Source organism: Tsukamurella sp. DT100, assembly GCF_049844855.1.
Taxonomy (GTDB): domain Bacteria; phylum Actinomycetota; class Actinomycetes; order Mycobacteriales; family Mycobacteriaceae; genus Tsukamurella.
On the sequence record NZ_JBNCLV010000004.1, the window covers coordinates 459,003 to 481,635 of the forward strand.

The following is a 22,633-nucleotide window of genomic DNA, read 5'->3' on the forward strand; positions in this document are numbered from 1 at the left end:
CATTCTAACGAGCAGGGTTCTCCTGCTTCGCGGGCAGGAGGAGCGCGAGGGCGAAGGCCGCCGCGACGAGGCCCGCGCTCACCAGCAGCGCGGAGCGGTAGCCGGGGAGGACGGCGCCGTCGCCGTTCACGGCGGCGGAGACGGTGACCAGGATCGCGAGCCCGAGCGCACCGCCCACCTGACGGAAGGTGTTGAGCGCACCCGAGACCATGCCCGCGGCCGCCGGTGCCACCGCGGCGGTCGCCACAGCCGGCAGCGGCAGGAAGACCATGCCGATGCCGACCGAGGTGACCAGCGACGGGATGAGCACGGCGGTGAGGAAGCCGCCGTCCGCGGGGAGCGGCGCGAAGAGCAGGAAGCCGACGGTCGCCAGCGCCGTGCCGATCGCCACCACCCGGCGGGCGCCGATCCGGGGCACGAGGCGCGACGCGATCTGCACCGCGACCACGATGCCGAAGGAGAAGGGCAGGAACATCAGTCCGGTCTTGGTCGCCGAATAGCCCAGGCCCATCTGCAGATACAGCGACACGAAGTAGAACGCGCCGAACTGGCCCGCGACCACGAAGGCGAACACCAGGCACGGGACCAGCACGTCGCGCCGGGCGAGCACGTGGAAGTCCAGCAGCGGCACCGTCGTTCGGCGCTCGACGGCCACGAAGGCCGCGAGCAGCACCGCGGCGACGACGAACCAGCCCAGCGTGCGCGCGCTGCCCCAGCCGTTGTCGGTGGCCGCCACGATGCCGTAGGCGAGCACCGTCAGGCCCGCGGTGGCGAGCACGCCGCCGGCCCAGTCCGTCCGACGGTCCGCCCCCTCCACCGGCCCGGGAGCGGCGTACGAGAGGGCGAGGCCGAGCGCGGACACCACAGCGCCGCAGGCGATGACGGTGCGCCAGCCGAAGGCGTCGGTGAGGACGCCGGAGAGCACCACACCCACGGCGCCGCCGACCGACGCGCCGATCGCGATGGCGGCGAAGCCCTTCGCGCGCTGCGCGGGCTCGCGGAAGGTGAGCGCCACGGAGGTGATCGCGGCGGGCGCGATCGCGGCGGCGCCGACGCCCTGCAGCACCCGCACCGCGATCACCTGCCAGGGCTCGTGACACAGGTAGGCCGCCAAGGAGGCGACGGTGAACAGCGCGAAGCCGAACCGGAGCAGCGCCCGCGGGCCGAACCGGTCGGAGAGCCGGCCGGCCAGGAGGAGCAGCCCGCCGAAGACGATCGCGTACGCGTTGACCACCCACGACAGGCCCTGTGGGGTGAAGTGCACGTCGTCCCGGATCGCCCGGAGCGCGACGTTGGTGACGGAGGCGTCGAAGGCGACGAGGAACTGGGAGAGCGCGGCGAGGTGGAGCGCCGCCCGCACCGGAGTTTTTTGTGTATCACGTAACATAAATTGGAAGGGTAGCCTCAGTCATGAGCACCCACAAGCCCTCTCCGCCAGAATGTGGGCATGCGCCAGATCACGCCGCGCCGCGGCCGCCCGCCCAGCATCACGCGGGAGAAGATCGTCGAGCGGGCCCTCGTCGTGCTCGACGAGGCCGGCGTCGACGGGCTCACCATGAAGGCGCTCGCCGGCGACCTGGGCGTGACCACCATGGCTCTGTACCGCCACGTGGACGACAAGGAGAACCTGCTCGCCCTGGCGCTCGACGCGATCGCGGAGCCCTTCGCGGCGATCACCTTCCCCGACGAACCGCACGCCTGCATCCGGATGGCGATGACGACGCTCTACGAGTCGCTCACGGCGCACCCCTGGGTGCCGGAGGCGCTCATCCGGCCGCAGCGGATCGGCCGCGGCGCGCTCCTCCTCACCGATGCCGTGATGGGCGCGGCGTACGAGCTCACGGGCGACCGCGCGGCCGCGCTCGCCGCCTACCGCGCGCTGTGGAGCCTCACCCTGGGCAGCGTGCTCTCGCACCTGCGGCAGCGCGCGGAGGGGACGCCGCTCACCCACGAGCGCATGGACGAGATCGTCGGGACGATGCCGCGGGACACCGTGCCGAACCTGCGCGCGAGCGCGGAACTGGATGCGAAGCCCGCCACCGTCGACGACTTCGCCGTGACCCTCGCGGCGCTGATGGCGGGCCTGTTCGGGCCCGAGGGGTCCTGAGTTCCTAGAAGGGCTGGTTCGCCGGCTTGTTGGCCAGCACGTGCACGTAGTAGTCCTTCAGCCGCAGCCGCGACGCGGCGGCCTCGTCGATGACGACGGTGACGTGCGGGTGGAACTGGAGCACCGACGCGGGGTTGATCGCGGCGACGGGCCCCTCGACGGTGGCGGCGATCGCCTCGGCCTTGCCCTCGCCCGTGGCGAGCAGCAGCAGGTGCTCCGCCTCGGAGATGGTGCCGAGCCCCTGCGTGAGCACGTGGATCGGCACCTCGTCGATGGAGGCGAAGAACCGCGCGTTGTCCTCGCGGGTCTGCGTGGTGAGGGTCTTGATCCGGGTGCGCGAGGCCAGCGACGAGACCGGCTCGTTGAAGCCGATGTGCCCGTCGGTGCCGATGCCCAGCAGCTGCACGTCGACGCCGCCCGCGGCCTTGATCGCGTCCTCGTAGCGCTTCGCCTCGGCGGCGATGTCGGCGGCCGTGCCGTCCGGGCCCTCGACCTTGGCGTCGGGGATGTCGACGTGCGAGGTGAACTCCTTGCGGATCACCTCGCGGTAGCTCTCGGGGTGCCCCTTCGGCAGCCCGACGTACTCGTCGAGGTTGAAGGAGACGCAGTCCTTGAAGCTCAGCCCCTCGTCGCGGTGGCGTCGGATGAGCTCCTGATACGTGGCGAGCGGCGTGGAACCGGTGGCCAGCCCCAGCACCGCGGGGCCGCGGCGCACGTGCTCGGCCACGATGTCGGCGGCGGTGACGGCGACGTCGGCGGGAGTCGGACGGATCACGATTTCCATGCGGCCATCCTAAGGCGCGTGACCGCGGGATACCCGCAGATCAGCCAAACTGGTCATAACCAAATTTCAGGCGTCGCGAGCACGCCCCCGCAGGCCCCCGATGAGCAGCACCAGGCCCGGCCCGCCGACCAGCAGGGCGAAGCCGAAGGCGCCGAAGATCCCGCCGAGCAGGCGCGTCATGTCGGGGCGCTTGCCGAGCGCGACCTCCGTGTAGCCGGGGGTCGGCGGGCAGCTCGCCGTGACCGCACCGGTGCCCGTGTCGAAGACGCGCAGCACCATCCGGTTCTCCACCGTGACGCCCCCGGAGACCTCGCGCAGCGGGATCGGCGCACCGTCGGGCCCGGTCAGCACGCACGACGGTGCGCCCTCCTTGGTCCGCGTGGCCGCCAGCACCGCGTACTCGGCGCCGGCCGGGAGCGAGGCGGCGTGCGGCGCACCGTCGAGGGGGACGGTCTGCGCGTCGAGCCGGAACTGCGGCAGGGTGAGGGTGAGGACGAGGAGGATCGGCACGACGACCGCCGCGAGGATCATCGCGGCGCCGGCCCGGAGCTTCGCGGTCGGACTCACGCCTTCGACCTCCGGACCGCGGTGACGAGGACGCAGAGGAACCCGGAGAGCCCGAGAACGCCGCCGAGCGCGAGCGCGCCGAAGATCGCCCCGATCATCGGGCCGAAGCGCGGGTACTTCCCGACCTCCACGTTCTGCCTCACCCCCTCGGGGGATTCACAGGTCACGACCACCGTGCCCGATCCGGTGTCGAAGCGGCGCAGCACCTTCCATCCACCGACCGTGGTGGTGCCGGCGAGCGGACGCAGCTCCACCTCGGCGCCCGCGCCGTCGACGGCGGTGCACGCCGGGTCGCGCTGGCTCAGGTACTCCGAATTGGCCGTGTAGATCGCGTAGTCCGCGTTCGCGGGGAGAACGACACCGTGCGGCGCCCCGTCCGCGGGAACGGACCGGCGGTCGAGGTCCCACGCGGGGATGACGACCGTCAGCGCGATGCCCAACGGCCCCACGACCGCGGCGACGAGCAGGGCGATGCCGACCCAGATCCCGGCTCGGCCGGGACGCGGCCGGGCGGGCCCCGCCGCGGGGCCCGGCGCCGGCCCCCCGGGGCCCGGACCGGAGGGCGGAAAGCCCGGATTGGGGTAGTTCATGGCTCCACATTAATGCACGTCACAGTGCCCCCGGCGGGGGTGACGCTCGCCGCATCCGGTTGCTTGAGTTGTATTCTGCAACTACCGTCGTGCGGCATGACAGACATGCTCCGAAAGACCCGCGCCGGGGCCCCGTCGGACGGGATCCTCATCGCCGTCCTGTGCCTCGGCGGACTCCTCGCCTCCCTCATGCAGTCGCTGGTGGTGCCGCTCGTCGGCCAGCTGCCGCACCTGCTGAACACCTCCGCCGACAACGCCGCGTGGGTCATCACCTCGACGCTGCTGGCCTCGTCGGTCGCGATGCCGATCGCCGGCCGTCTCGGCGACATGTACGGCAAGCGCCTCATCCTGCTCACCAGCCTGCTGAGCCTCATCGCGGGCTCGCTGATCTGCGCGCTCTCGCACACGCTGCTGCTCACCGTCGTGGGCCGCTCGTTCCAGGGCTTCGCGATGGGCCTGGTGCCCGTGGGCATCTCGCTCATGCGCGACGAGCTGCACGCGAAGAAGATCCCCGGCGCCGTCGCGCTCATGTCGGCGATGCTCGGCGTGGGCGGCGCGATCGGTATCCCGTTCGGCGCCTACATCTCCGAGCACTTCGACTACCACACGCTGTTCTGGTTCTCGCTCGCGCTGGGCGTCATCACGCTCGGCCTGGTGTACGTGGTGGTCCCGGAATCGCCGAACCTCAACCCCGGCAAGTTCGACGTGGTCGGCACCGTCGGCCTCAGCGTCGGCCTGGTCTCCGTCCTGCTCTCGATCACCAAGGGGCAGAGCTGGGGCTGGACCTCGGCGGCCACGATCGGCTGCGCCGTCGGCGGCGTGCTCGTGCTGCTGGCGTGGGGCTGGTGGGAGCTGCGCACCCGCGAATCCCTGGTGGACCTGCGGATCTCGGCGCGCCGCCCGATCCTGCTCACCAACCTCGCCTCGATCATGGTCGGCTTCGCGATGTTCTCGCTCATGCTGACGATGCCGCAGCTGCTGCAGATCCCGGAGGCCAGCGGCTACGGCCTGGGCCTGACCATGCTCAACGCAGGCCTGTGGATGGTGCCCGGCGGCCTGGTGATGATGGCTCTGTCCCCCGTCTCCGCGCTGCTCACCAAGCGGATCGGCGCGCGCCTGACGCTCGCGATCGGCGCCGCCATGTCGGCCGTCGGCTACTTCGCGCTCCTCGGCCTGACCGACGCGACCTGGAAGATGTCGCTCGGCTCGATGATCGTCTTCGGCGGTGTGGGCGTGGCCTATTCGGCGATGCCCGCGCTCATCATGGGCAACGTCCCGGAGACCGAGTCCGCCGCCGCGAACGGCCTGAACTCGCTCATGCGCTCCATGGGCACCGCGGTCGCCTCGGCCGTGATGGCGACGGTGCTCACCCGCACCACCATCACCCTGGGCGCCGGCACGCCGCGCGCCGTCGAGCTGCCCGCGGAATCCGCGTTCACCAGTTCCTTCGTGATCGCCGGCATCGTCGCCGCGGTCGCGGCCGTTGTCGCGCTGGCGATCCCGCGCACGCGCACCGTCGCCGAGGGTGCCGACGAGGTCAGCGCTCCGGAAGCTCCGGAAAGTCTGGCAGCAGGTGCTCGAAGGGCTTGAGGTTCCACAGCGGTTCGCCGCGGGAGACGCGCCAGTCGAACTCGCGGCGGATCGCGGTGGAGAAGCCCATCTCCAGCAGGATGTTGAAGTCGCCGTCGGCGGCCTCGAGCACCTGCCCGAGGATCCGGTCCAGCTCGTCCTCGGTGAGCTCGGCGAACTTGCCGGTGAGGTAGATGTCGCCGGCCTTGTCGAGCGTGTACGCCACCCCGTACAGGCGCCGGTTGCGCTGCAGCAGATAGCGGTACACGCCCTCGAAGTTCTCATCGACGTGCCGGCAGACGAAGGCCTCCACCCGCGCGCCGTGCGTGCCCAGCGTGAGCAGGGTGGTGGTCTTCAGCTTCTTCTCGCCGGGCAACTCGATGACGAAGTGGGCGGCGTCCGTGCCCGTCTCCTCCTTGCGCGTGAACTCCAGTTCGCGCTCGGCGAGCGCCGCCTCGACCTGTTCGGGCGTCATCGTGGTCATACCCGCGCTCCTGTTCTGCGTCGCCGGCGGCGCACCGTCTGCGCCGCCTCGCTCCGCGCCTGCATCGACTTCCCGTAGCTCTCCAGGAGGCCGTCGGCCGTGCGCGCCCAGGAGAACTGCCGGGCGTGGGCGGCGGCACCGTCGGAAAGCCGTTGCCGCAGCGTGGGATCCGCGGTGACCTCGTCGAGCACGGCGGTCCACACCTGGGGCTCGTGGCCGTCGACGAGGCGGCCCGAGACGCCGTCGGCGACGGCGACCGGCAGGCCGCCGACCTTCGCGGCCACGACGGGCGTGCCGCACGCCTGCGCCTCGACGGCGACGAGGCCGAAGGACTCGGAGTAGCTGGGCACGACGACCACGTCGGAGGCGCGGTAGACCTCGGCGAGCCCGGCGGGCGGGCGCGGCGGGCCGAACGTGACCGCGTGCTCGATGCCGAGCTCGCGGACCAGCGCGATCAGCGCGTCCGGACGCTCAAGCCCGGTGCCGGACGGTCCGCCGATCACCAGCACTCGGATGCGGCGCTCGGGGTGCGCGTGGATCAGCGGCGCGGCGGCGCGGAGAAGCAGGTCGGGCGCCTTGTGCGGCTGGATGCGGCCGACGAAGGTGAGCACCAGCTCGTCGGGCGCGATGCCGAGCTCGGCGCGCGCGGCGGCCCCGTCGCCGGGGGTGTAGGTGTTCAGGTCGGCGCCCGGGTACACCACGTCGATGCGGCCGGGCGGCACGTCGTGGATCCGCGCGAGCTGGCCGGCCTCGACCTCGGTGTTGACGATGAGCCGGTCGGCCTCGTCGGAGACCTGCTGTTCGCCGATGAGCCGGGCCTGGGGCTCCGCGGTGTCGCCGACCGCGAGGGCGTCGTTCTTCACCGCGGCGAGGGTGTGCGCGGTGTGCACCAGCGGCACGCCCCAGCGGTCGCGCGCGAGCCAGCCGACCTGGCCGGAGAGCCAGTAGTGCGAGTGGATCAGGTCGAAGTAGCCGGGCTCCTCGCGGGCCTCGGCGCGCTGCACGCCCGCGGCGAAGGCGCACAGCTGCGCGGGCAGGTCCGTCTTGTCCAGGCCCTCGAAGGGCCCCGCGACGATGTTGCGCACGCGGATGCCGGGCGCGGCCTCGACGATCGGCTGGTCGGCCGAGGCGGTGGCGCGGGTGAAGATCTCGACCTCGATGCCGCGCTTCGCGAGCTCGAGGGCGGTCTGCCAGATGTAGACGTTCATCCCGCCGGCGTCGCCCGTCCCGGGCTGGGCCAGCGGCGACGTGTGCACCGACAGCACCGCGATCCGGCGCGGCACGGGGGCCGCGGACTTCCCAGTAGGCACGTCGTCCAGCTTAACCCCGGCCGATCAGGGCGCCAGTTCGAGGAGTTCGCGGGCGCTGCGAGCGGGGTCGACCACGAAGGGGGCGTGCCCGCCGCCGTCCCACCAGGACAGGGTCGCGTTCGGCAGGATCCGGGCGTGGTGCTCCGCGGTCGACGGTGCCACCACCTCGTCGTCGCGGCCGTGCTGCACCAGGACCGGGAAGGTCCAGGCCGCGAGGTCGGCGTCGTGGTCGACGGTGCGCCGGAACAGCCCGCCGCGCACGGCCGGAGGCGTGGACAGCGCGATGCCGAACTGCTGCTGGGCGACGGGGCCGAGCGCGTCCTGGTCGAAGCCGTGCGGCAGCATCCGCAGCTTCGCCAGGGCGGTGATGGCCTTGCCGGGGTGCGCGGACAGCGCTGCCGGGAGGGCGGCGTTCATGGAGTCGCCGGTGACGCCGCCGGGGAACGGGCCGGTCTCCTTCGAGCCGCCGATGGACGTGATGGCGCCGATGAGCCCGACGGCCGTGACCCCGTCCGTGCCGTGGGTGGCGAGGTGGTCCGCGATGACGAGGCCGCCGTAGGACCAGCCGACGAGGATCACGTCGGTCAGGCCCAGGTCGCGGCGGATCACCGCGAGGTCGTCGGCGAAGCGCTCCGTGGAGTACGGGTGGTCGGAGTCCGGGACCGAGCTGCGCCCGTGGCCGCGATTGTCCACGGCGACCACGCGGTGCCCGGCGGCGGTGAGCTCACCGATGAACGGCGCGCCCCACGAGTCCGAGCTCGCCGACCAGCCGTGGACCAGCAGGAACGTCGGCTTCGCCGGGTCCGCCCCGTCCGCGTAGTCGGCGTAGAAGATCTCCGTGCCGTCGTACGAGACGGCCAATCCCACTGATCGAGTCACGGCTCCGACACTAGCTGGCACGCCCCGTGGACCGTCTCGAGTCCGGTGCGGCCGCCGTCCGAGGGCCATTACGCCCGCGCGGGGACGCGGGCCGTGCGGCACTCGATTCGGCAGCTATGAAAACGTGACCGCTGGTGCCAATCCGGACATTGCGGCATGCCTGAATCGTCACCAGCGGTCACGTTTTCATAGTCGCCGGACTGCACCCCACTACCGGCCGGACGCACGACGTCACGCCGCGCCACCTCATCGCGGAATTAATCGGACCACGGTCCGGTTGATGGTAGTGTCAGCGTCACCAGCCAATCGAGGAGGACGACATGCCCGCCGTCACCGCAGACACCCTGACCCTGCCCCGCATCGCCGCGGCGGCACCGTCGGACACCGAACGCCCCGTCCGGAAGATCACGACCGGCCCCCGCGGCCACGAGGGCGAGGGCTTCCCCGTCGTCCGCGCCTTCGCCGGCGTGCACCCGCGCGACCTGGACCCGTTCATCCACATGGACCAGATGGGCGAGGTCGAGTACGAGCCCGGCGAGCCCAAGGGCACGAACTGGCACCCGCACCGCGGCTTCGAGACCGTGACCTACATGATCGACGGCCTGTTCCAGCACCAGGACAGCCACGGCGGCGGCGGACTCATCCAGGACGGCGCCACCCAGTGGATGACCGCGGGCTCCGGCATCCTGCACATCGAGACCCCGCCGGCCGAGCTGGTCGAGTCGGGCGGCACCTTCCACGGCATCCAGTTGTGGGTGAACCTCCCCAAGTCGGAGAAGTTCACGACGCCCGCCTACCAGAACCTCGAGGGCGGCCAGACCACGCTCGTCACCACGCAGGACGGCGGCGCGCTGATCCGCGTCGTCGCGGGCGAGGTCGACGGGCACGCCGGCCCCGGCTCCACCCGCACGCCGATCAACTTCGTGCACGCGACCATCGCGCCCGGCGCCGAGGCCTCGCTGCCGTGGAACCGCGACTTCAACGCGCTGGTCTACGTGCTGAGCGGCAAGGGCACCGTCGGGCCGGTGGGGCACCCGATCCACCAGGGCCAACTCGCGCAGCTCGGCCCCGGCGACCGGATCACCGTGGCCGCCGACGAGTCGCAGGACTCGCACCGGCCCGCGATGGAGGTGCTGATCCTGGGCGGCCGCCCGATCCGCGAGACGGTCGCGCAGTACGGCCCGTTCGTGATGAACACCAAGGCCGAGCTGATCCAGGCGCTCGAGGACTACAACGCCGGCAAGTTCGGCGTGATCCCGCCCGACGCGCTCATGCCGCACGTCGTGCGCTGACCGGACCGAGGCTCGGCCGGCGTCAGGGGTAGGGCAGCGAGGTCGCGTTCCGCGCGGTGAGCTGGACCAGCATCATGCTGATCTCGTCGGACTGCCCCTTGGCCATGGCAGTGGCGCGCTGGCGGACCGCCGGCGCGTCACCGCCGCGTTGCGCGTACCCCGCCATGTCGACGCCGCCCTGGTGGTGGCGGAGCATCAGCTGCAGGAACCGAATCTCCTGTTGCACACCCGACGCGGTGGTCAGCGCCGTGAGCTCCTCGCTCGTCGCCATCCCGGGCATGGCGTGCTGCATCGTCGGCGCGGCCGACGCCGAGCTCGACGTCGCGGCGGGCATCGCGTGGCCGCCGTGCGCCCCGCCCCCGCTCGCGCCCGTCGACGGTGCCGAGGATTCGTCCGTCATCCAGGCCATCGGGTTCGGGTTCTGCAGCGGCTCCCCCAGCACCTCGAGCCAGCCCATGACGCCGATCTCCCTGCTCTGCGAGAGCTGGATCTGCGTCGCGATGCCCCGCACGTCCGCGCTGAGGTCGGGCCCCAGCAACTCGACGATCTGCAGCGCCTGCTGGTGGTGCGCGATCATGTCCTGCGCGAAGCCGATGTCGGCGGCGCTGAGCAGCTGCGGACCGCCCGGCTGCTGCTCGGGCTCCGCCGGCTGGGCGCCCCTCCCGATCAGGACGCCGATCGCGACCGCCAGGGCGATCGCCAGCACTGCGGCGGCCGCGCGCACGGACCGCCGTTCCGTGAATCCCGTCATCGTGGCGAGTACACCTTCGGGTCGATGCGCAGCCGCAGGAAGCCGTTGTCCATGCAGCTGACCATGAGTTCGTTGCCGCGGAACTCCGGCGGCGACATGCACCAGTCGGCCGAAAGATCCGCGCCCAGGAGCCTGCTCTGGTCGTTGATGATCCCGTTGACCGGGGCCTGCCCCTGCAGGATCGACCGCGCGATCGACAGCGTGCCCATGATCGGCGGCGCGATGATCGAGCCGAGCAGGGCGTGCGTCGAGTTCGGCAACTGCAGGTTCTTCCCCGTCTGCGCCGGCGGATTGAAGTAGGCGATCTCGCGGATCCGGTCGGGATCGCGGATGTCGAAGACGCGGATCCCGGACTGGATCCAGCCGCACGCCATGGCCGTCGGCTGCTCCGGCCGGTCGACGGTGCAGTAGTGCGCGTCGTAGCCGAAGACGCCGTTCGACGTGGCACTGGACGCCCACTTGGTCGCGTTCTTCGGCAGGTTGATCTCGAGCTTGATCTGATTGCGGAGCTTGAGGTCCTTGAGATCGGTGAGAGCGAGCAGTTTCACGCCGCCCGATCCGGCCTCGTCGACCACGTAGACGTGGGGCTTGCCGCCGTAGGTGACGTAGATGCTGTGCTGCGTGATGTTCCCGTCGAGCCAGAACTTGCGACCCACGTGCGGCACCGGCGCGGTCACGACCGTGCGCGGCTTGCGGTCCTGGATCGCCGAGACGTCGATGACGGTGATGCCGGCGAGCGTGGAGGCGTACAGCTGCCGACCGTCGGGCGAGAAGCCGATGCCGTGCCCCTCGATCCCCGTGATGCCCGACCAGACGACCATCGGATTGGCGGGGTCGGTGATGTCGACGGCGCTGAGATGCCCCGCGATCGGCCCGGACGCCCAATACGTCCGCCCGTCGGGCGAGAAGTCGCCCTCGTGGGTGGTGATCGGGATCGGCATCGCCAGGTTCGAACCGGGGCCCGGGTTGAGCAGCCGCGGCCGGGCGCAGTCTGTCGCGACGTCGTAGATCGCGATGTAGCCGAATCCCGTCAGAAACGGGACGGAGGTGCCGATCAGGAGTCCGCGTTTCGCGTTGACCTTGAGCGACTCCCACGTCCCGGTGACCATGCCGAGCTCGTTGAGGACCGCCGTCTGCTTCGGGTTCTTCGGGTCGGAGTTGTCGATGACCCGCACGCCGGGGCCGCGGCCGCCGGCGAAGTTCGTCGGGAAGGTCGTGGAGATGTACGAGCAGTTCTTGTAGCTCGGGCTGACGATGCCAGCACCGTCGCCCTGGTACTGGCCGACGAGGTCGATGTTGCAGTTGTAGCCCTTGGTGCTGCGCCGGTTCTTGCGGTCCTCGAGCGGGACGTCGCCCTGGATCCCCGTTTCGACGCGGTCGCCCTCGCGGCAGTCCGCACGCGGGACCGCCTTCTCCCATCGGCCGGTCGCGGGGAAGTACGACGGGTCGGCCTGCGCCACGCCCGGCGCGCCCGCCACCCCCACGGCCACGAGCAGGCCGGCCAGCAGGCAACGCAGCAGGGCCGAGGCCCTCACACCGGTGGTCCTCATGCATCCTCCGCATTCCCGCAGGTCCCGGGCGATCCGGCGCGGGATGCGAATCGCATTCACACCCCTACACGGGTTGGTCCTGCAGGCATCCTAGGGAACGGTGATTAACTTTTCCGCTGAAACCGGAAAATGCCGAGCACGTCACTGCGCGTCAGGCGATCCGGGCACGCAGCACCGGCAGCGCCAACTCCGCCCACGCGACGTTCTCCCGCTCGAAGGACAGCCCGCGCAGCAGTGTGAGATACGGGCCGCCGAGGTGCACGTCGGCGAGGAGCTCGGCGCGGCCGCGGTCGCCGAGCCAGGTGCGCTCGATCCGCTCGTAATAGGCGAGCTTGGCCGCGGCGGCGTCGCGGAGCGCGGACACGGCGTCGCACACCGCGGCCGGATCACCCACCTCGACGGCCTGTACCTGCACCATCAGCTCGTCGCGGATCGCCGTCGCCCGCGGGGCCTCCGCCGTGAAGGCGGCGAGCTCCGCGCAGCCGGCGTCGGTGAGCCGGAAGACACGCTTGTTCGGTCGCTTCTCCTGCTCGACGGTCCGCGCGACGATCACCCCGTCGGACTCCATGCGCTCGAGCTCCCGGTAGAGCTGCTGCGGCGTAGCCACCCAGAAGTTGGCGCGGGCACCGTCGAACTCCTTGGAGAGGTCGTACCCGGAGGCCTCCCCCAACACCAGCAGGGTCGAGGAGATCGCGTGCCGCAGCGCCATGCCTTCCATTCTAGTCAATCAATTGCCTATACTCGCGGGTACCTACTCAACAAATTTACTAGGAGATCCCATGCGTGAGTTCCGTGCCGCCGTCGAGGCCCGCGACGGCGGGGCCTTCGACGGCCTCCTCGCCGACGACGTGACCTTCACCAGCCCCGTCGCCTTCAAGCCCTACGAGGGCCGGCACATCACCGCGGCGATCCTGCGCGGCGTGCTGCGCGTCTTCGAGGACTTCCGCTACGTCCGCGAGATCAACGACGGCGACGACCACGCGCTCGTCTTCGAGGCCGCGGTCGACGGCAAGAAGATCACCGGCTGCGACTTCATCCACGTCAACGCCGAGGGCAAGATCGACGACTTCATGGTGATGGTCCGCCCGCTCTCCGCCGCGCAGGCCCTCTCCGCCGCCATGGGCGCGCAGTTCGGCGCCATCGCCGAGGAGGCCGCCGCCACCGCGCAGGCCGAGGCCGCCGGAACCGCCGGGGCCTGACCGCACCGGACGCGCTGATACATGCGCATCCGCCTATTCGACAGTGCAACCACGTCGCCGCTACTCTAAATGACAACGATTCCCATTGCTGTCAGAGGAGCTCGACCGTGCGCAACCGCCTTCGTCTCACCCGGGTCGCCGGCGCCGTCGCCGTCGCGGCCCTCGCGCTCACCGCGTGCGGGACGTCCTCCTCGGACGCCGGCGACGGCAAGCCCGCCGTGGTGGCGTCGACCGACGTCTACGGCGCGGTCGCGCAGGCCGTCGCGGGCGGCGACGCCACGGTGACCTCGCTGTTCGCGAACCCGACGGGCGACCCGCACGAGTTCGAGCCCTCCGCGCAGGACACCCTCAAGGTCAAGAAGGCCGCGGTGCTCGTCTACAACGGCGGCCACTACGACGCCTACATCGAGCAGGCCGCCGAGGGCGCCGCCGCCGCGAAGGTCGACGCGGTCTCGCTGCAGGACCCGAAGAGCGAGAACGAGCACGTCTTCTACGACCTGCCCACCATGCAGAAGGTCGCGACCGCCGTCGCGAAGGCGCTGGCCGAGAAGGACGCCGCGCACCGCGAGGGCTACGAGAGCCGTGCCGCGGCCTTCTCCACGAAGCTCGACACCGTCATCGGCCAGGCCCGCGCCATCGGCCACGCCAACCCGGGCGCCAAGATCGCGGCGACCGAGCCCGTCGCCGGCTACCTGCTCGCGCTCGCGGGCCTGACCGACGCCGCGCCCGCCCGCTACACCGCGGCCATCGAGTCGGGCACCGACCCGGCGCCCGCCGACATCGCCGCCGCGAACGCGCTGGTCAGCGGCAAGCAGGTCCGCGCCGTCGTGCTCAACGCGCAGACCGAGAGCCCCGTGACCGCCGCGCTGGCGAAGACCGCCGAGACCGCGGGCGTGCCCGTCGTCAGGGTCACCGAGTCGCTGCCCGCGGGCGTCGACGACTACATCGCGTGGCAGGCGAGCAACGTCAAGGCGCTGTCCGACGCGCTCGCGCCGCGCCCGTGAGCGCACCGTCGGACCCGGTGATCCGCCTGCGGGACGCCGGGCTGCGCTACGGGGACCGCACCCTCTGGGACGGTCTCGACCTCGACATCGCGCCCGGCGAGTTCGTCGCCGTGCTCGGCCCGAACGGCGCCGGCAAGACCTCGCTGCTGCGCATCCTGCTCGGCCAGAGCCACCTCTCCGCCGGATCGGTCGAGGTGAACGGCCGGATCGGTTACATCCCGCAGCAGCGCGCGCTCGACGGCGCCGTGCCCCTGCGCGGGCGCGACCTCGTGGGCCTGGGCTTCGACGGTGCCGCCTGGGGTCTCGGCCTGCGCAACCGCGGCGCCCGACGGTCCGCCGTCGACGAGGCGCTCCGGCAGGTCGACGCCGAGGCCTTCGCCGAGGCGCCCATCGGCTCGCTCTCCGGCGGCGAGCAGCAGCGGCTGCGGGTGGCGCAGGCCCTCGCCTCGGACCCGACGATCCTGCTCTGCGACGAGCCCCTGCTCTCCCTCGACCCGGGTAACCAGCAGCTGGCCGTCTCGCTCATCGAGCGCCGCCGCCGCGAGCACGACACCGCCGTGCTGTTCGTGACGCACGAGATCAACCCGGTGCTCCCCTACTGCGACCGCGTCCTCTACCTGGTGGACGGGCGGTTCGAGGTGGGGCCGACCGCCGAGGTGATGACCTCCGAGCGGCTGACCCGGCTGTACCGCACCCCCGTCGACGTGCTGCACGTGCGCGATCGGCTGGTCGTGGTGGGAGGGGATCACTGATGGACCGGCTCGAGAACCTGACGAACTTCTCCCTCACCTGGGAGCTGCTGCAGCAGCCCTTCGTGCAGCAGGCGCTGCTCGCCGCGGCGCTGCTCGGCGTGCTGGCCGGGGTGATGGGCCCGCTCATCGTCTCGCGGCAGATGGCCTTCAGCGTGCACGGCACCTCCGAGCTGTCGCTCACCGGCGCCGCCTTCGCCCTGCTCATGGGCTGGAGCGTGGGTTCGGGCGCGCTGCTCGGCGCACTCGTCGCGGGCCTGCTGTTCGGCCTGCTCGGCGTCTACGCGCGTGAGCGGGACTCGGTGATCGGCGTGATCATGGCCTTCGGCCTGGGCCTGTCGGTGCTGTTCCTGGCGCTGCACGAGGGCCGGCAGGGCACCGCGTTCGCGCTGCTCACCGGGCAGATCGTGGCCGTCGGGATGAGCGGGGTGACGCTCATGGCGATCACCACCGTCGTGGTGCTGCTGATCCTCGCGTTCATCTACCGGCCGCTGCTGTTCCTCTCGACCGACCCCGACGTGGCCGCCGCGCACGGCGTCCCCGTCAAGACGCTGTCCGTGGTCTTCGCGATGCTCGTGGGTGCCGCCGCCGCACAGGGCGTGCAGATCGTCGGGGCGCTGCTGGTGATGAGCCTGCTCATCACGCCGGCCGCCGCGGCCGCACGGGTCACCAGCTCGCCCGGCAAGGCGACGGTGCTCTCGCTGATCTTCGCACTGGTCTCCGCCGTCGGCGGCATCATCCTGTCGCTGGCCCCCGCGCTGCCGGTGTCGGTGTTCGTCACGTCGATCTCGTTCCTGATCTACCTGGTCTGCCGCCTGCTCGGGCAGCGCGGCCGTCGCGGCACCGTCGCGCCCGTCGACGCGCCCGCGCACGACTGCCAGCACGCGCTACCGTCGAGGTCGTGAGAATCGACCTCAACGCCGACTGCGGCGAGTCCTTCGGCGCCTGGCGCCTCGGCGACGACGCCGCTCTGCTCGACGTGGTGACCTCGGCCAACGTCGCGTGCGGCTTCCACGCCGGCGACCCCACGACGCTGCGGGAGACCTGCGCCGCGGCGGTGGCCAAGGGCGTGGCGACCGGCGCCCAGGTGGGCTACGCGGACCTGCGCGGCTTCGGCCGCCGGGCCATGGACGTTCCCGCCGCCGACCTCACCGCCGACGTGATCTACCAGATCGGCGCCCTGCAGGCGATCGCGCGGAGCGTCGGCGGCACCGTCGACTACGTCAAGCCGCACGGCGCGCTGTACAACCGGATCGTCGCCGATTCCGTGCAGGCGGAGGCCGTCGTGGAGGGCGTGCTCGCGGCCGCGCCCGAGCTCCCGGTCCTCGGCCTCCCCGGCTCCGCCTTCCTCCGCATCGCCGCCGAGCGCGGGCTGCGCACCGTGCGGGAGGCCTTCGCCGACCGCGCCTACCTGGCCGACGGTGCGCTCGTCCCCCGCTCGCGGGAGGGCTCGGTGCTGCACGACCCAGACGAGATCGCCGCGCGCGTGCTGCGCATGGTCGGCGACGGCACCGTCGAAGCGATCGACGGCTCCGAGGTGCAACTCACGCCGGATTCCGTGTGCGTGCACGGCGACAACCCGTCGGCCGTCGCCGTCGCGCGACGCCTGCGCACCGTGCTCGACGGTGCCGGCGTGACGATCGCGCGGTTCGCCTAGCGCCTCAGTCCGCGAACCGCTTCGGCGCGGTGGCGACGAGGCGGACACAGTGGTCGACGAGCCGCTCCCGCGTGACGTCGAGCCGCCCGGCGATGAACTCGGTGAACAGCGTGGTCAGCGCGCCGACGAGACCCATCGCGACGAGACGCCGGGTCGTTCCGTCCACGGAGGAGGGCAGCGCGCCCGCGACCACGTCGAAGAATCCCGGCATGCTGCCGAGGCCCCGCTCGGCGAGCGAGGGCTCGCGGTAGGGGCCGAGCAGGAGCACCCGCCCGACGTCCGGCCTGTCGACGACGAACTCGACGAAGGTGGTGACCGAGCCCTCGGCGACCGTGACCGGGGACACGGCCTCGCCGTCCGGTGCAGCGGCGTAGGCATCGCGGACGCCGCGGACCAGCGCGTCCTGTGCGCGGCCGCTGACGTCGTCGTAGACGGCGTGCGCGAAGCCGTCGCGCGTGCCGAATGCCTCGTAGAAGTAGCGCTCGGTGATCCCGGTGGAGCGGCACACGGCGCGGACACCGAGCGCCCCTGCCTCCGGGCCGCCGAGGAGCGCGATGCCGGCGTCGAGCATCTGTCGGCGCCGGCTCTCCTGCCGCTCCTCGAGTGAGGTCATTCGTTCAGGCTAACGCAGATGATCTTTACTGACGACGCTGTCGCGCGAACTCGGCCAGGACGACGCCCGCGGCGACCGAGGCGTTGAGCGACTCGACCGAAGACGCGATCGGGATCGACAGGATCGAATCGCAGTTCTCGCGCACCAGGCGCGAGAGGCCCTTGCCCTCGGAGCCGACGACCACGACCACGCCGGTGTCGGCGCGGTAGTCGTCGAGGTCCACGTCGCCGCCCGCGTCGAGCCCGACGACCTGCAGGCCTGCGGCCGCGTAATCGGCGAGCGCACGGTTGAGGTTGGGCGCCTGCGCGACGGGCAGCCGGGCCGCCGCGCCCGCGGAGGTGCGCCAGGTGACGGCGGTGACGGCCGCGGACCGTCGACCCGGGATGACCACGCCGTGCCCGCCGAACGCGGCCGTCGAGCGGATGACGGCGCCCAGGTTGCGGGGGTCGGTGATGTTGTCGAGCGCGACGATGAGCGGCGCCTCGCCGCGGTCCTTCGCCCGGGCGAGGAGGTCCTCCGGGTGCGCGTACTGGTACGGCGGAACCTGCAGGGCGACGCCCTGGTGCAGGCCGTTGTCGCTGAGCCGGTCCAGCTCGCCCTTCTGCACCTCGAGGATCGCGATGCCCGTGTCGGCCGCGATCTGCACGGACTCGGTGAGCCGCTCGTCGTTCTGCGAGCCGATCGCGACGTACAGCGCCGACGCGGGGACGCCCGCGCGGAGGCACTCGACGACGGGGTTGCGGCCGAGGACGTACTCGGGGCCGTCGTCGGCGGCGCGGCCGGCGACCTTCGGACGGCGCTGCGGCGTGGTGGACGCCTTCGCCGCGGCCCGCGCCTTCTTGTGCGCGGGGTGGTACGGGCGGTCCTTGGCGGCCGGCGTCGCGCCGCGCCCCTCGAGCCCGCGGCGACGGACGCCGCCGGAGCCCTGGACCTGCCCCTTCTTGGTGCCCGCCTTGCGGACCGCGCCGCGGCGCTGCGAATTGCCTGCCATCAGTCCGTCTCCTACTTGTTCGTCTTCAGGGTCCAGGCGGAGCCGTCGGCACCGTCGGTCACCTCGATACCCGCGGCGTGCAGCCGGTCGCGCGACGCGTCTGCCTCCGCCCAGTTCTTCTCCGCCCGGGCGGCGGCGCGCCGCTCGAGCTCGGCCTGCACCAGCACGCCGAGGGCGTCCATGGCGTGGCCGTCGCCGGCGTTCTCCGTGACCCAGTGCGGGTCCAGCGGATCGACGCCGAGGATCGCCGTCATGGCCCGCACCGCGCCCGCGAGCCGCCGCGCCTCGTCGAGGTTCCCCGACTCGAGCGCCGCGTTCCCGGCCCGCACGGTGCCGTGGACCTCCGCCAGTGCCGACGGTACGCCCAGATCGTCGTCGAGCGCGGCGGCGAAACCGTCGGTCCACTCGCCGACGGTCACCTCCCCCGCCCGTTCGACGGTGCGCCGCACGAACGCCTCGATCCGGCCGTAGGCCGTGACCGCCTCGTCCAGCGCGCCCGCCGAGTACTCCTGCATCGACCGGTAGTGCGCCGAGCCGAGGTAGTAGCGCAGCTCGACGGCGCGGTACTGCGTGAGCAGGTTGGGGATCGAGACGACGTTGCCGAGCGACTTGCTCATCTTCTCGCCCGACATGGTGACCCAGCCGTTGTGCAGCCAGTAGTTCGCGAACGGATCGCCCGCGCCGTGCGCCTGCGCGATCTCGTTCTCGTGGTGCGGGAAGACGAGGTCCATGCCGCCGCAGTGGATGTCGAACTGCGCGCCCAGGTAGCTCGTCGCCATGGCGGAGCACTCGAGGTGCCAGCCCGGCCGGCCGTCGCCCCACGGGGAGGGCCAGCTGGGCTCGCCCGGCTTCGCGGCCTTCCACAGCGTGAAGTCCAGCGGGTCGCGCTTGCCCTCGGCGAGGGTCTCGCCCTGCTGCACGTCGTCGACCTTCTGCCGGCTGAGCTCGCCGTAGGTCGGGAGGCTGCGGACGGAGAAGTACACGTCGTTGCCCGTGCCCGACGGCGCGGCGTAGGCGTGGCCGCGCTCGATCATCCGTTCCATGTACGTGACCATCTGGGTGATGAACCCGGTGGCCCGCGGCTCCGCCGACGGGGGCAGCACGCCCAGGGCGTCGTAGGCGCGGGTGAACTCGCGCTCGTGCGTCGCGGCCCACTCCCACCAGGGCCGACCGGCCTCGGCTGCCTTGCGCAGGATCTTGTCGTCGATGTCGGTCACGTTCCGCACGAAGGCCACGTCGAGGCCCTTCGCGATCAGCCAGCGACGCAGCACGTCGAAGGCCACGCCGCTGCGGATGTGGCCGATGTGGGGAACGCCCTGGACCGTCGCGCCGCAGAGGTAGATGCCCGCCTTGCCGTCCACGAGGGGCACGAAGTCACGGACCTCGCGGGTCAGGGAGTCGTAAAGGCGCAGCGTCACGTCGACTGATTCTACGGGTCGCGGCGCGCGCGCCTCGCAGGTCAGGGGCTTCGACGGTGCGCGCCCGAAAAGGTAGGATCATTCGGTGGCCGATCGCGACGTCTCCGAGGTGACCCGCGGCACCGCCATGGGCATCGCCGCCTACCTGCTGTGGGGCCTGTTCCCGCTGTACTTCGACGCGCTCAAGCCCACCGGGCCGTGGGAGATCCTGGCGCACCGGATCCTGTGGACGCTGGTGCTGTGCGGCGCCGCGCTGCTGATCCTGCGCGACCTCGGCTGGATCCGGCCGGTGCTGCGCCAGCCGCGGCTGCTGGCCGGGGTGACGATCGCCGCGCTGCTCATCTCCACCAACTGGATCGTCTACATCGTGGCGGTCACGTCGGGCCACACGTCGGATGCGGCGCTCGGCTACTTCCTGAATCCGCTGGTCACGGTGGCGCTCGGCGTGGTCGTGCTGCGCGAGCGGCTGCGGCCGCTGCAGTGGGTCGCGGTCGGCATCGGCGTCCTGGCGTTCGTCTACCTCGCAGTGGTGGCCGGGACCTTCCCCGTGACCGCGCTGGCGCTGGCGTTCTCGTTCGGCCTCTACGGACTGGTGAAGAACAAAGTCGGCGTGCACCTGAACGCGCTGCAAGGGCTGACGCTGGAGACGGCGATCCTCGCGCCGATCGCCGCGGCGGTGCTGGTGGGCATCGCCATGTGGGGCGGCGGGCTCGACTTCGCGCGCCACGGCGCCAGCCACGCCGCGCTGCTCGCCTTCGCGGGCGTCGCCACCGCGGTGCCGCTGCTGCTCTTCGCCGCGGCCGCGCGCCGGATCCCGCTCGTGACCGTCGGGTTGATCCAGTTCGCGACGCCGATCATGCAGCTGCTGTGCGCGGTGCTGTTCCTGGGCGAGCACGTCTCCCCCGAGCGCTGGATCGGCTTCGGCATCGTCTGGATCGCGCTGCTCCTGCTCACGGTCGACACCGTGGTGACGCTGCGTCGCGCGCGGGCCGGCCGGCTCGCGGCGTAGCTCGACGGCTGCACCCCCTGCGGTTCGTGTGTAGCTCTGCGCAGCCATGCGCGTGACGCATACCCCCGCAGCGCGGTCAGATCGACGCGGGCGGGACCGTGATGGCGTTCAGCGGGGGACCGAACGCCCGCGGGGGTCAGCCGGTCCCCCAGCGCAAGCACGGCTTCTGGTGGGGGTTCGAACGTGGGGTCCGCAGATCGGCGCCGGGCGGGGGGCGACAGCCGACGGGGCCACACACCGGGGCCACCACGCGGCGCGAGTGACATAGCGGGTCGCAACACGGTGTGTCGCGCCCGCCGGACGGAGGGGCATGCGTGCCGCGCATGGCAGGTCGCAGCAATAGGCCTCTGACCTGTACATATTCAAGCCATGCGCGCGACGCATAGCTTCTGCGATCGATACACGACCCGCCCGGCGGGCGCCCGTGACGTGCCGTCCCGAGTCAGCCTGCGGAGTAGACCAGGGCCGTCGCCATGGCGGCGACGCCCTCGCCGCGGCCGGTGAGGCCGAGGCCGTCGGTCGTGGTGGCGGAGACGGAGACCGGGGCGCCGAGCAGCCCGCTCAGCACCTGCTGCGCTTCGTCCCGTCGCGGCCCGACCTTGGGCCGGTTCCCGATCAGCTGCACCGCGGCGTTCCCCACGACGAAGCCGGCATCGGACAGCAGCGACCGCACGTGCGTGAGCATCTGAGCGCCCGTGATCCCGACGTTGTCGGAGCGCCCGACGCCGAAGACGGTGCCCAGGTCGCCGAGACCGCCGGCGGAGAGCAGGGCGTCGCACAGGGCGTGCACGGCGACGTCACCGTCGGAGTGACCGGAGCAGCCGTCACCGTCGAAGAGGAGACCGAGCATCCAGCACTCGCGACCCGGCTCGAACGGATGGACGTCGGTGCCGATGCCGACGCGGGGAATGATCATCTCTGCTCCTGCGCAAGGACTTCCGCGACCCGCAGGTCGAAGGCGGTGGTGATCTTCAGGGCGAGCGGGTCGCCCGGAACGGTGACGACGGTGCCGCCCGCCCGCTCGACGAGGCCCGCGTCGTCGGTGGCGAGCTCGCCGGGCGCGGCGTCGTAGGCCGCGCGCAGCGCCGCGGCGCTGAACCCCTGGGGCGTCTGCACGGCGCGCAGGTCGGCCCGGTCGACGGTGGCCTCGACGGCACCGTCGGGCCCGACCCGCTTGATGGTGTCGGCGACGGGCAACACGGGGATCACGGCGGAGGCTCCGGCGCGCAGCGCGGCGACCACCCGCTCGATCATCGGGCCGGGCGTCAGCGGCCGGGCCGCGTCGTGCACCAGGACCAGGTCGGCCGATCCCGCGGCGGCGAGGCCCGCGCGGACGGAGTCGGTGCGCTCCGCCCCGCCCACGACGACGCGTGCCCGCGGCACCAGCTCCCGGGCCCGCTCGATCATGTCCGGCGGCACCATCACGACCACCTCGTCGACGGCCCCGGACGCCAAAAGACCGTCCACTGCCCTTTCGAGCAGTGAACGGTCTTTCAGAGTCACGAAGGCCTTGGGGATGTTCAGCCCCAGGCGTGTCCCCTGCCCAGCGGCGGGGACCAGCGCGACGACGGTCAGGAGGCCGCCGCCAGCGCCTCGTCCAGACGGGACTCGGCGTTGCCGTCGTCCGTCGCCTCGGCGAGCGCGAGCTCACCCACGAGGATCTGGCGGGCCTTCGTCAGCATGCGCTTCTCGCCGGCCGACAGGCCACGATCCTGCTCCCGACGCCACAGGTCGCGAACGACCTCGGCCACCTTGTTCACATCGCCCGACGCGAGCTTCTCGAGGTTCGCCTTGTACCGGCGCGACCAGTTCGTCGGCTCCTCGGTGTGCGGCGCGCGCAGCACCTGGAAGACCTTGTCCAGGCCCTCCTGGCCGACCACGTCACGAACGCCGACGACCTCGGCGTTCTCAGCGGGAACCTTGACCGTCAGATCACCCTGTGCGACCTTGAGCACGAGGTACTCGCGCTCACGTCCACCGATGGTCTTGATCTCGATAGCTTCGATCAGTGCGGCACCGTGATGGGGGTAGACAACGGTGTCTCCGACCTTGAAAATCATCTGATCCTTGCCCCTTTCGATATGACCAGGATAACACGGGGCGAATTCGG

The 22,633-nt window shown here is 71.7% G+C and carries 25 protein-coding genes; 9 read left to right on the forward strand and 16 right to left on the reverse strand.

The window, feature by feature from the left end; genetic code table 11:
* Window positions 1–4 precede the first annotated feature (4 nt).
* On the reverse strand, window positions 5–1,387 hold the full coding sequence (locus ACLQ3K_RS12540) for an MFS transporter (RefSeq protein ID WP_425999653.1): 1,383 nt from the start codon (window positions 1,385–1,387) through the stop codon (window positions 5–7).
* A gap of 60 nt (window positions 1,388–1,447) precedes the next feature.
* Between ACLQ3K_RS12540 and ACLQ3K_RS12545 the strand changes: the two genes are divergently transcribed.
* Window positions 1,448–2,107 (forward strand): TetR/AcrR family transcriptional regulator, encoded by a 660-nt coding sequence (locus ACLQ3K_RS12545; RefSeq protein ID WP_336669820.1) that lies wholly within the window; start codon window positions 1,448–1,450, stop codon window positions 2,105–2,107.
* Window positions 2,108–2,111: 4 nt separating this feature from the next.
* On the opposite strand, the gene nagB is transcribed toward ACLQ3K_RS12545, so the two are convergent.
* The 3 genes from nagB to ACLQ3K_RS12560 all read right to left on the reverse strand — a co-directional run bounded on the left by nagB (window position 2,112) and on the right by ACLQ3K_RS12560 (window position 4,048).
* Window positions 2,112–2,891 (reverse strand): glucosamine-6-phosphate deaminase, encoded by a 780-nt coding sequence (gene nagB, locus ACLQ3K_RS12550; RefSeq protein WP_224646009.1) that lies wholly within the window; start codon window positions 2,889–2,891, stop codon window positions 2,112–2,114.
* Window positions 2,892–2,957: 66 nt separating this feature from the next.
* Complete coding sequence (locus tag ACLQ3K_RS12555) at window positions 2,958–3,458, reverse strand: hypothetical protein (RefSeq protein WP_425999656.1); 501 nt, start codon at window positions 3,456–3,458, stop codon at window positions 2,958–2,960.
* On the reverse strand, window positions 3,455–4,048 hold the full coding sequence (locus ACLQ3K_RS12560) for a hypothetical protein (RefSeq protein ID WP_425999658.1): 594 nt from the start codon (window positions 4,046–4,048) through the stop codon (window positions 3,455–3,457). Before ACLQ3K_RS12560 ends, ACLQ3K_RS12555 begins: the two co-directional genes overlap by 4 nt.
* 96 nt (window positions 4,049–4,144) lie before the next feature.
* Between ACLQ3K_RS12560 and ACLQ3K_RS12565 the strand changes: the two genes are divergently transcribed.
* Entirely contained in the window at window positions 4,145–5,638 is a 1,494-nt protein-coding gene (locus ACLQ3K_RS12565; protein WP_425999660.1) for an MFS transporter, read from the forward strand.
* Here the strand turns inward: ACLQ3K_RS12565 and ACLQ3K_RS12570 are convergent.
* The 3 genes from ACLQ3K_RS12570 to ACLQ3K_RS12580 are packed head-to-tail and all read right to left on the reverse strand — an operon-like array spanning window position 5,586 to window position 8,290.
* On the reverse strand, window positions 5,586–6,092 hold the full coding sequence (locus tag ACLQ3K_RS12570) for a YbjN domain-containing protein (RefSeq protein WP_374201283.1): 507 nt from the start codon (window positions 6,090–6,092) through the stop codon (window positions 5,586–5,588). The genes ACLQ3K_RS12565 and ACLQ3K_RS12570 overlap by 53 nt on opposite strands.
* 5 nt (window positions 6,093–6,097) lie before the next feature.
* Complete coding sequence (gene mshA / locus ACLQ3K_RS12575) at window positions 6,098–7,411, reverse strand: D-inositol-3-phosphate glycosyltransferase (RefSeq protein ID WP_425999662.1); 1,314 nt, start codon at window positions 7,409–7,411, stop codon at window positions 6,098–6,100.
* A 24-nt stretch (window positions 7,412–7,435) separates the two neighbouring features.
* On the reverse strand, window positions 7,436–8,290 hold the full coding sequence (locus ACLQ3K_RS12580) for an alpha/beta fold hydrolase (RefSeq protein WP_425999664.1): 855 nt from the start codon (window positions 8,288–8,290) through the stop codon (window positions 7,436–7,438).
* Window positions 8,291–8,610: 320 nt separating this feature from the next.
* Between ACLQ3K_RS12580 and ACLQ3K_RS12585 the strand changes: the two genes are divergently transcribed.
* Window positions 8,611–9,582, forward strand: a complete 972-nt coding sequence (locus tag ACLQ3K_RS12585; protein ID WP_336669813.1) for a pirin family protein — start codon at window positions 8,611–8,613, stop codon at window positions 9,580–9,582.
* Window positions 9,583–9,604: 22 nt separating this feature from the next.
* On the opposite strand, the gene ACLQ3K_RS12590 is transcribed toward ACLQ3K_RS12585, so the two are convergent.
* The 3 genes from ACLQ3K_RS12590 to ACLQ3K_RS12600 form a co-directional block, all read right to left on the reverse strand.
* On the reverse strand, window positions 9,605–10,333 hold the full coding sequence (locus ACLQ3K_RS12590) for a DUF305 domain-containing protein (protein WP_425999667.1): 729 nt from the start codon (window positions 10,331–10,333) through the stop codon (window positions 9,605–9,607).
* On the reverse strand, window positions 10,330–11,883 hold the full coding sequence (locus ACLQ3K_RS12595; protein ID WP_425999669.1) for an LVIVD repeat-containing protein: 1,554 nt from the start codon (window positions 11,881–11,883) through the stop codon (window positions 10,330–10,332). Before ACLQ3K_RS12595 ends, ACLQ3K_RS12590 begins: the two co-directional genes overlap by 4 nt.
* Window positions 11,884–12,034: 151 nt before the next feature.
* Window positions 12,035–12,592, reverse strand: coding sequence for a PadR family transcriptional regulator (locus tag ACLQ3K_RS12600; protein WP_425999671.1), 558 nt, complete (start codon window positions 12,590–12,592; stop codon window positions 12,035–12,037).
* 70 nt (window positions 12,593–12,662) lie between these two features.
* Between ACLQ3K_RS12600 and ACLQ3K_RS12605 the strand changes: the two genes are divergently transcribed.
* From ACLQ3K_RS12605 to ACLQ3K_RS12625, 5 genes are all read left to right on the forward strand, one after another.
* Entirely contained in the window at window positions 12,663–13,082 is a 420-nt protein-coding gene (locus ACLQ3K_RS12605; protein ID WP_425999673.1) for a nuclear transport factor 2 family protein, read from the forward strand.
* Window positions 13,083–13,189: 107 nt separating this feature from the next.
* Window positions 13,190–14,086, forward strand: coding sequence for a metal ABC transporter solute-binding protein, Zn/Mn family (locus tag ACLQ3K_RS12610; RefSeq protein ID WP_425999675.1), 897 nt, complete (start codon window positions 13,190–13,192; stop codon window positions 14,084–14,086).
* Complete coding sequence (locus tag ACLQ3K_RS12615) at window positions 14,083–14,838, forward strand: metal ABC transporter ATP-binding protein (protein ID WP_425999677.1); 756 nt, start codon at window positions 14,083–14,085, stop codon at window positions 14,836–14,838. The genes ACLQ3K_RS12610 and ACLQ3K_RS12615 overlap by 4 nt, the downstream gene beginning before the upstream one ends.
* The gene (locus tag ACLQ3K_RS12620) at window positions 14,838–15,740 is read left to right on the forward strand and encodes a metal ABC transporter permease (RefSeq protein WP_425999679.1); all 903 of its coding nucleotides are present in this window, start codon (window positions 14,838–14,840) and stop codon (window positions 15,738–15,740) included. The genes ACLQ3K_RS12615 and ACLQ3K_RS12620 overlap by 1 nt, the downstream gene beginning before the upstream one ends.
* Complete coding sequence (locus tag ACLQ3K_RS12625) at window positions 15,737–16,492, forward strand: LamB/YcsF family protein (protein WP_425999681.1); 756 nt, start codon at window positions 15,737–15,739, stop codon at window positions 16,490–16,492. Before ACLQ3K_RS12620 ends, ACLQ3K_RS12625 begins: the two co-directional genes overlap by 4 nt.
* A gap of 4 nt (window positions 16,493–16,496) precedes the next feature.
* Here the strand turns inward: ACLQ3K_RS12625 and ACLQ3K_RS12630 are convergent, their stop codons facing one another.
* The 3 genes from ACLQ3K_RS12630 to cysS are packed head-to-tail and all read right to left on the reverse strand — an operon-like array spanning window position 16,497 to window position 19,514.
* Complete coding sequence (locus ACLQ3K_RS12630) at window positions 16,497–17,105, reverse strand: TetR/AcrR family transcriptional regulator (RefSeq protein WP_224645993.1); 609 nt, start codon at window positions 17,103–17,105, stop codon at window positions 16,497–16,499.
* Window positions 17,106–17,130: 25 nt separating this feature from the next.
* Window positions 17,131–18,096, reverse strand: a complete 966-nt coding sequence (rlmB, locus tag ACLQ3K_RS12635; RefSeq protein WP_425999683.1) for a 23S rRNA (guanosine(2251)-2'-O)-methyltransferase RlmB — start codon at window positions 18,094–18,096, stop codon at window positions 17,131–17,133.
* Window positions 18,097–18,107: 11 nt separating this feature from the next.
* The gene (gene cysS / locus ACLQ3K_RS12640) at window positions 18,108–19,514 is read right to left on the reverse strand and encodes a cysteine--tRNA ligase (protein ID WP_224645991.1); all 1,407 of its coding nucleotides are present in this window, start codon (window positions 19,512–19,514) and stop codon (window positions 18,108–18,110) included.
* Between the two features lie 85 nt (window positions 19,515–19,599).
* Between cysS and rarD the strand changes: the two genes are divergently transcribed.
* Complete coding sequence (rarD, locus tag ACLQ3K_RS12645; protein WP_425999685.1) at window positions 19,600–20,523, forward strand: EamA family transporter RarD; 924 nt, start codon at window positions 19,600–19,602, stop codon at window positions 20,521–20,523.
* 442 nt (window positions 20,524–20,965) lie between these two features.
* On the opposite strand, the gene ispF is transcribed toward rarD, so the two are convergent.
* Genes ispF through ACLQ3K_RS12660 form a run of 3 tightly spaced genes read right to left on the reverse strand, consistent with a single transcriptional unit; the run spans window position 20,966 to window position 22,583 of the window.
* Window positions 20,966–21,433, reverse strand: a complete 468-nt coding sequence (gene ispF / locus ACLQ3K_RS12650) for a 2-C-methyl-D-erythritol 2,4-cyclodiphosphate synthase (protein ID WP_425999823.1) — start codon at window positions 21,431–21,433, stop codon at window positions 20,966–20,968.
* A 2-nt stretch (window positions 21,434–21,435) separates the two neighbouring features.
* Window positions 21,436–22,098: a 2-C-methyl-D-erythritol 4-phosphate cytidylyltransferase gene (ispD, locus tag ACLQ3K_RS12655; RefSeq protein WP_425999825.1), complete on the reverse strand. Its 663-nt coding sequence runs from the start codon at window positions 22,096–22,098 to the stop codon at window positions 21,436–21,438.
* Complete coding sequence (locus ACLQ3K_RS12660; RefSeq protein ID WP_068523712.1) at window positions 22,095–22,583, reverse strand: CarD family transcriptional regulator; 489 nt, start codon at window positions 22,581–22,583, stop codon at window positions 22,095–22,097. Before ACLQ3K_RS12660 ends, ispD begins: the two co-directional genes overlap by 4 nt.
* Window positions 22,584–22,633: the final 50 nt, after the last annotated feature.